Genomic DNA, 7,602 nt, shown 5'->3' with positions numbered 1-7,602 from the left:
AGGTGATTAAGGGTGAAGGTTATGAACCCTTATATACCAGAACTGATTTTACTGATGCTTTACATGAAGCATTTAGCTTTCGCACTGACTATCAGATTATTACTACAAGTAAGATGAAAAAAATTTTTAAAGATACAAAAAAATAAAAACATTACTCACTTTTTCGGCAAACATTAAAGCCTGCAGACCCTTTAGTATCAAGGTTCTACAGGCTTTTTGTATTCATCAAGTGTCAAAGACAGGATTATAATATCATATCTCACTTTCTTTGCTAAGGTATATATTTCCTACTTCGTCTTCTGCTAGTTTTATGATAAAGCTTTTAATTAGCTATTGGTGCCGCATACGGCATCCAGAATGGACTGTGGTGTCGGCTCTGTCAGAACCATTACGATATAGGCTTTCTAGGGTGACTCTGGTATCAGGCGAAATTCGAATGACTGTTTTATCCTCAAATACTATTTCTGCTTGACCGTTATTACCAGTTATTATCCTGTCGCTATCCTTTAATTCTCTACCTACTCGAGCAGGTAAAGATGTGTTTCTTCCTGCCTCTTGAATCATAACTGAACCCTCAAGAGAATTAACTATGGCTCGGCGAGGTGTATCGTTGGCATAAGCACTGCTTACAAGCAGCATACTTACTAATAATAAAGAGATTATCATAAAAGGCAATCTAAAACTCATACTAATCACCACCAATAATTTTTAGCTCTCTTCTAAAATTACTGCTCTTAATATTGAATCCCAATCTACTTTTACCTCTAAGTTCTCGCTTATAAAACGTAGTGGCAACATCATACGGTCTTCAACTATAGTCGCAGGTACATCTAGCTCTCTTGCTTCTCCGTTAACATAGGCTATATTACTATCTTCATATAGTCTCTCCTTAAAGAAGTCTTAGCAAATGTAAGATAAGATTGGAATATTTCTATAACCTCACAACAGTACCTTAGTTTTGCTGGGTAGTATGTGGAGGAAAGCATAGAAAAAAGGGGTGTCGCAAACTACTAAAAAAGTAGTTTCCGACACCCCAAGGTACTTCTTATTAACAAGAGTTAAACCTTATAACTAAAGTATCTAGAAATTCTAATTATTATGTGGAACCATATTTTTATTGTGGAAATGGAATCCATGAAGCTCCCTCAGAGTTATTTTCAACTACTGCTGTAAACTGTGTTTGCATACCATCTATAGCAGCCACTATAGCTTCAGTTGTACGCGGTACTCCACCTAAATCAATTATCAGTAAATTAGATTCAGTTCTAACGCTTAGTTCTTCAGTACCTTCATTAACCATTGATACTTGTTGGAGATCACCGTGCGTACCAGATTCATTAAATGTTATAGTTAAAGTACCTCCGCTTAATGATGTTATTGTTATATAAGCATTTATACCCTCTGCTCCTCCAGTAAGGTTAATAGGTCCAAACAAATCGGTTGTAGGAGATGCAATTGTTACAACTGCAACTTGCGATGGTAATACTAATTCTGTAGCAGCTACTCGCACTTCATAGTTTCCAGGCACAAGTCCTGATACTTCTATAGCTTCTGCTGGAACTACCGTCCATGTCGAATCCGCTTGAAGCTTATACTCCATAGTATCATCAACACCTATTATAGAACCGTCATTCACCACAATTGATGTCTGATTTGTAGAGCCTATTGTTGGCGGTCCTGCTGGTTGTGCTATAGTTGTTAAATGTCTAAAATTACTATGGTTATCTTTCTGTCGAACAAATACTAATCCATGAGAGAAGGTTACGTTTGTTTCACCATCTGTACAGTCAGACCATGTACCATCTAATCCAGTTGTAGAATCAAAGCTGTACTCCATATTAGATGTTGTTCCAGTAATAACATCATTAATTATATCAATTCCTACACCATCTAGATTAAGAGGAACTTCTGGTACCTCTACTACAACAATCTCTAATTCATTACTATCAAACTCACCTGAAAATGCTTGAGCTAATGCCTGAATTGTAATCGTCTCACCCGTTGATATTGTTCCATTGAATGAAAGCGTTACATTGGTGTCGCTATTCTTTGTTACACTATATAATGCTAGACTTGATTCGGTGGTGTCAACAACCCAACTTGAAGTAGTAGTAGCTTCTTCGCTAAAAGTTCCAAAACGCACATGTATTTCTATTTCAATAACTACATCAACGTCATAAATTGTAGATGTAGTATTAATACTTGGATGCGGTATCAATTCACCGTTTACCATACTCCATGATAATAGATTACCTCCATCTTTGCCAATAGGTGTTTTATTTTCGAAGGCATCAGTAAAAGGCTCTACCATATCATATCTGGCATAGTTATTAGCTAAGTCACTATCATGACCAATAAGACCTGTAATACGCCCGAAATCCCAATTGCCACTTGTTTTAGTCAGACTTGGGTTTAGGGCAAAGGAATCTGTAATAGAAGCATAGTTAATAGAACCCGTTAACCCGCCTACCCATCTATAGCCTGTTACCTCAGATGTTGAATAGCTATACGCTATTGATGCATAAACCATTTGTGGCTCATAGCGAGCTTCGTTATAACCTACAAGTCCTCCGACCATTTGATGACCAATTACACTACCTGCAGAATAAGAATTCCCGATGCTTCCACCATAATTTTTACCAACTAATCCACCTGTATTGAAGTTGCTACCTACTACATATCCAGAAGCATAGCTGTTATTTATACTTCCTTTTGATTTTCCAGCTATACCTCCTACATAACTATCACCAGTTACAACTAAATCATTAAGTGCTACAGAGTTTAAATGCCCATTAATTCCAACAACACCAAACAAACCAACGAAATCAGTGACAGGACGATTAATGAATAAATTACTAATTGTAAAAGTGTTTCCATCTAAAGTACCAGTAAATTGTTCTACTGAATCACCAATTGGCACCCAGCCTCTACCATCATCATATTCTTCTCCAAAATCTATTAAATCAATATCATCGACTAGTCTGTAATGCTTATCTAGCCCATAACGCATCATATTTAACTGATAAGGATTTGCTATCCTATACGGGTCCTCAACTTCCCCGTTGCCACCAGCAAATAATGATGAAAAACCATTAACATTAATATTAAGTTCTGTTGGTTCAGTCATATCTAAAGCTATTATATATACAGTTAGTTGGTGCTCACCAATTGATGTTAGGGTAACGTCTACAGTAGCCTGACCATCTATAAATTCCACATAATCTGAAAAAACAACTTCGTCATTATTACTAAAGATCTCCACTTCATAGGAATCGTCTAAGATATTTCCATCTAAATACGCATCTGAAATAATAATTGGAAACGAAACATCTGGCAATATAAATTGTTGATTAATTCTAGTGTGAAATCCAGTAACTATCTGTGAAACATGCAAATCATAGGTAGCGTCCCATAAAGGTGACCATGTATCTGGATGTGGATACTCTGAAATGTTAGCGTAAGCTTTAAATGGTGTCTCACCCCAATTACGAACTATCGCATCACCTGTAAGAGTAATTGTACCCGAATTGGAGGTCACAATTTGATCAGATACTAATCTGTAACTATCTTCTTCTACATCATTAAATCCTAAATAAACAATGCCTTGATTAATGCCAGAGAATTGGTAGCTCAACTGGACACTGAATGTTGTTTCTATACCAGGTATTATACCTGTACTTGGTTCAACACTTATAATATTAATTGACGCGCTTGGTTGAGTTGGCTGCGTAATCTCTCCACCGCCTCCACCACTATCTCCAGGATCAGAATCTGGCGTCGGTGCTGGTGTCGGTGACGGCGGCGCTGGTGGTGGTGGCGGTGCCACAGTTGATGGACTACGTGGCGCTACCATCCTTTGATTCAGCAGCTCAGCCTGCTGTTCTCTTGTCCTTAGCAACTCCGCTAATTCATCGGGAGCGATATCCTGGCGCTGTGCTTGTTGTTGAGCGCGCTCTTCAGCCTGCTGACGAGCCTCTGGAATTACTTGACGAATCCCCTCTGGTATAACCTCAGGTGTCTCTGTAGCAATCTCAGCTACGCGATCAATAAATATTACATCCAAACCAACAAGATCGAATGGTTCTGGCGGTGCCAATAACTGCTCAGGTGGAGTATGTTCAGTAAACCTAACCTGTTGCATGGCTTCGACTACAAAACTTACAGTTCTTTCTGGCATTCCAGTTCCATCAGGTGCTCCGGGTTCTGGATGAGGTGGCGGTGGTGCAGGAGGTCTAATCGGTCTTGGTGGTGCCACCGGTGGAGAAATAACGTCTCCACCTGCAATCTCTGGGTTAAGAACTGGTGGTAGTGCTACAACAGGAGGTCTTGCTGGTGGTGTAGGTGTTCCCCCAGATAAGCTAGCAGCAACATTAACTGACCCAGTAACAACACGAACATCAACCTCTCCATCCCTATAGCTTGTAAAGAACTCCGTACCACGAACACCCATTACTGCTGTAGGCGTGCGAATCTCAAAGCGTGATGAGCTTGTAACAGCACTCTTTACACTACTGGCAACACCGCCAGCCTGCAAAGCAATCGAGCTTTGTTGTGTGTCACTAACGCCTCGTAGCTCCGATAGATATATTCTCGTATTTTCTGATAGAGTAATAGTTCGCTCATTATCTATCTCTACTCGTGCACTGGCGCCCCGACCAGTAATAATTCGATCACCTTCCATTAAACGCATGTTAACAAAAGCACTAAAGGGCTTATCCCCACCTCCACGCATTACCTGTACATCTCCATCGATACTAATTACCCGTGCGTTCGTTACTGATGCCTCTGTAATGCCTCCTATAGGCAAGAGCAAGCTAAGGCATAAAATAATCGTTCCTAATAACCGTAATCCTTTTCTTTTCCTTATTTGTGTGCTATTTAGTATGCGCAAATCATTCACCTCCATAGACCATTTGATAGATTTTAAGACAACACTGGTTTATCCATATTTTTAACATTTTCCACCTGATATACTTGAATTCCTTGAGCTTTACCCTTAACTTGAAGCATTCCGAGGTCGGTTACTTCAACATCGTCTTTTACATGTTCGTAAACTGCTTGACTAATTAATAGCTGCCCAGGCTTAGTATTACTCTCTATACGTGCTGCTGTGTTAACCGTATCTCCTATTGCGGTATAGTCCATACGGAAGCTAGCACCGATATTTCCTATAATAGCTGGGCCACAGTGGATACCGACTCCAAATCGCACGGTTTTGCCATACTGTTTTTCTAAACGCTCCTGCAATGGGATTGCTCCTTGGGCCATTGCCCAGGCTGTTTGCACAGCTCGCAATTGATGCCTCTCCAAGTCGAACGGTGCATTATAGATTGCCATTGTCGCATCGCCAATAAATTTATCTAGGGTACCACCATAATCAAACACCGCTTGGGCACACAGTGTTAAATATTCATTCAGAATCGCTACAACCTCTTCAGGCTTCGCTGCCTCCGACAACGGTGTAAAGCCTCGGATATCTACAAATAAGACACTAATATCACGCTTCGTTCCACCAAGCTGCAATCCTGCCTCTCCTTCTTCTAGTACCTTACCAACAATCTGCGGTGCAACATATTTTCCAAATACATCTGTAATACGTTTTTTCTCAAGCTGCTCAGCAACAAACTGATGTCCTAGTGCAAATACATATTGCATCATAATAAAACCAATCGGATAGAGTAGAGTCACCACCCAGCCTTTTGCAAAAGCGAAGTTTGCAGCAAATATATAACCCATAATCATAAATACGATTATGACAATACTTACTCCTGGTCGGAATTTATAAAATAGTATGAATCCTAAAACACCTAAGATAAGCATTATTAGTAGCTCATACACCAATGGAACATTCGCCTTAAATTCGCCCTCTAATAAATGCTGGATTATGTTTGCGTGTATCTCAATACCAAACATAGCCTCCTGGGGAACAATTGGCGTGAAATAATAATCATCAGCCATCCCAACGGTATATGGACCAACTAATACAATCCGATCTCGAAAATATTCAGCAGGAACCTCACCTGTCAACACAGCAGAGTATGGAATAGCTTCCATATCAAAGGGCTCACCACTATACTTAATATATGTACGGTGCCAACGGTCTACTGGTACTGAATCTATTTCAACTGGCTCTATACCCATGCGTTGCATATACATCTCATAAACTCGCCAAGCAAAGCTATCGACAACCTGATCACCATAGCGAAATTGTAATAAAGCATGTCTTACAAAGCCATCCTCATCAGTTATGGTATTGATATGTGCCGTTTCAGTAACTCTATTAAGCTCTGGGAAGGGCTCTACTATTAGCTGTGTCTCTAGCATGCCGCGACTTGCAATGCGATCAAACACACCGTAGACAGGTAAAATCAACTGATCCATCTTAGCAAATGTCATTAGCATATATTCATCATCAAGAGCCTCCTGAGAAGGCTCGGAGAAAATTATGTCAAAGCCTACAACTGCTGGATCAGCTTCATTAAGTATGCGGATTAGCTCACCGTGATAATCCCGCGGCCATGGCCAGCGTCCGAACATTTCCAAGCTCACGTCATCAATAGCAATAATAACAATACGAGGATCAGTACTAGTAGGCTTTTGATAAAGGCGATCCTGTAAGTTATTATCAAAAACTACAAATGTATTAAGAAGTAAAAATATAGCAAATATCAGAAAAACTACACTATGGATAATTAATGACCACTTTTTCAAGATTATCTCCTCCAACTTTGATAACCATGCCTTCACGTGCTGCAGCGGTACGAGGGAATATTTCCTGCACCTGGCTTTCTAACTGCTGCATTTCTTGGTCAGAACGATTCTCCTTATGATGGAACATCACGAATTGATATATACCTGCGTTGCGGCAAATGCGCACGCCTTCTTGCCACGTTGAGTGACCCCAACCTTTTTTAGGCGGATCATCATTAGTCCCTAAATATTCCTGATTAGTATAATGTGTGTCATAGATTAGCACATCAGCACCGTTCACAAAAGACAAAAACTGTTCTTCCTGAGCTCCCTCCATTGGTTCAGTATCTGTACAATAGACTATGTTGACACCTTCGTAGTTTACTCGGTAAGCCAGACAGTCGTTAGGATGCTTTACTGCAAAACTAGTAATCTTTATTCCATCCCCAATATCTATCGTTTCTCCTGAGGATACCTCATGGAAGTGATAGCTAGCCTTCATCATCTTCATAGTAATAGGAAAATGTGGTGGCTTCATCTGCATTTCTATAACCTCTTGAAAGTTTAAATTTTCTTTGTTCTCTCCGTACAAATGAAATATATTACCAGGTACATACATCGGCACAAAGAACGGTAGACCCTGTATATGATCCCAATGTAAATGGGAGAAAAATATATCTGCTTCAATCTTAGGCAATACTCCATTAGAAGCGTTTAGCTGCTGCTTTTTTAGCATATGATTACCAAACTCAGCTAGCCCCGTTCCTCCATCAAACAGTAATATGCGTTCTCCGATTTGCACCTGAACACAGGACGTATTACCACCAAAACCCATTGTTTGGCGACCTGGGGTAGGCTTTGATCCTCGAACTCCCCAGAATCTAATGTTGACTGAATACATGTATCTTCTCC

At 40.0% G+C, this 7,602-nt stretch carries 4 protein-coding genes and 1 pseudogene; all 5 read right to left on the bottom strand.

Going from position 1 to position 7,602, the window contains the following annotated elements; all coding sequences use genetic code 11:
- Positions 1 to 330: 330 nt before the first annotated feature.
- Positions 331 to 687, bottom strand: coding sequence for a FecR domain-containing protein (locus BHF68_RS09740; RefSeq protein ID WP_069643444.1), 357 nt, complete (start codon positions 685 to 687; stop codon positions 331 to 333).
- A 21-nt stretch (positions 688 to 708) separates the two neighbouring features.
- A pseudogene (locus BHF68_RS15850) lies at positions 709 to 870 on the bottom strand (copper amine oxidase N-terminal domain-containing protein); the annotation flags it as partial.
- A gap of 244 nt (positions 871 to 1,114) precedes the next feature.
- On the bottom strand, positions 1,115 to 4,891 hold the full coding sequence (locus BHF68_RS09735) for a FecR domain-containing protein (protein ID WP_069643443.1): 3,777 nt from the start codon (positions 4,889 to 4,891) through the stop codon (positions 1,115 to 1,117).
- Positions 4,892 to 4,923: 32 nt separating this feature from the next.
- The gene (locus BHF68_RS09730) at positions 4,924 to 6,711 is read right to left on the bottom strand and encodes a CHASE2 domain-containing protein (protein WP_069643442.1); all 1,788 of its coding nucleotides are present in this window, start codon (positions 6,709 to 6,711) and stop codon (positions 4,924 to 4,926) included.
- Positions 6,683 to 7,591: an MBL fold metallo-hydrolase gene (locus BHF68_RS09725; RefSeq protein WP_069643441.1), complete on the bottom strand. Its 909-nt coding sequence runs from the start codon at positions 7,589 to 7,591 to the stop codon at positions 6,683 to 6,685. The genes BHF68_RS09730 and BHF68_RS09725 overlap by 29 nt, the downstream gene beginning before the upstream one ends.
- Positions 7,592 to 7,602 lie beyond the last annotated feature (11 nt).

The organism is Desulfuribacillus alkaliarsenatis (genome assembly GCF_001730225.1).
In the GTDB taxonomy this organism is placed as follows: domain Bacteria; phylum Bacillota; class Bacilli; order Desulfuribacillales; family Desulfuribacillaceae; genus Desulfuribacillus; species Desulfuribacillus alkaliarsenatis.
The sequence above is the reverse complement of the archived record's forward strand: the minus strand, read 5'-3'. Positions and strand labels throughout refer to the sequence as shown.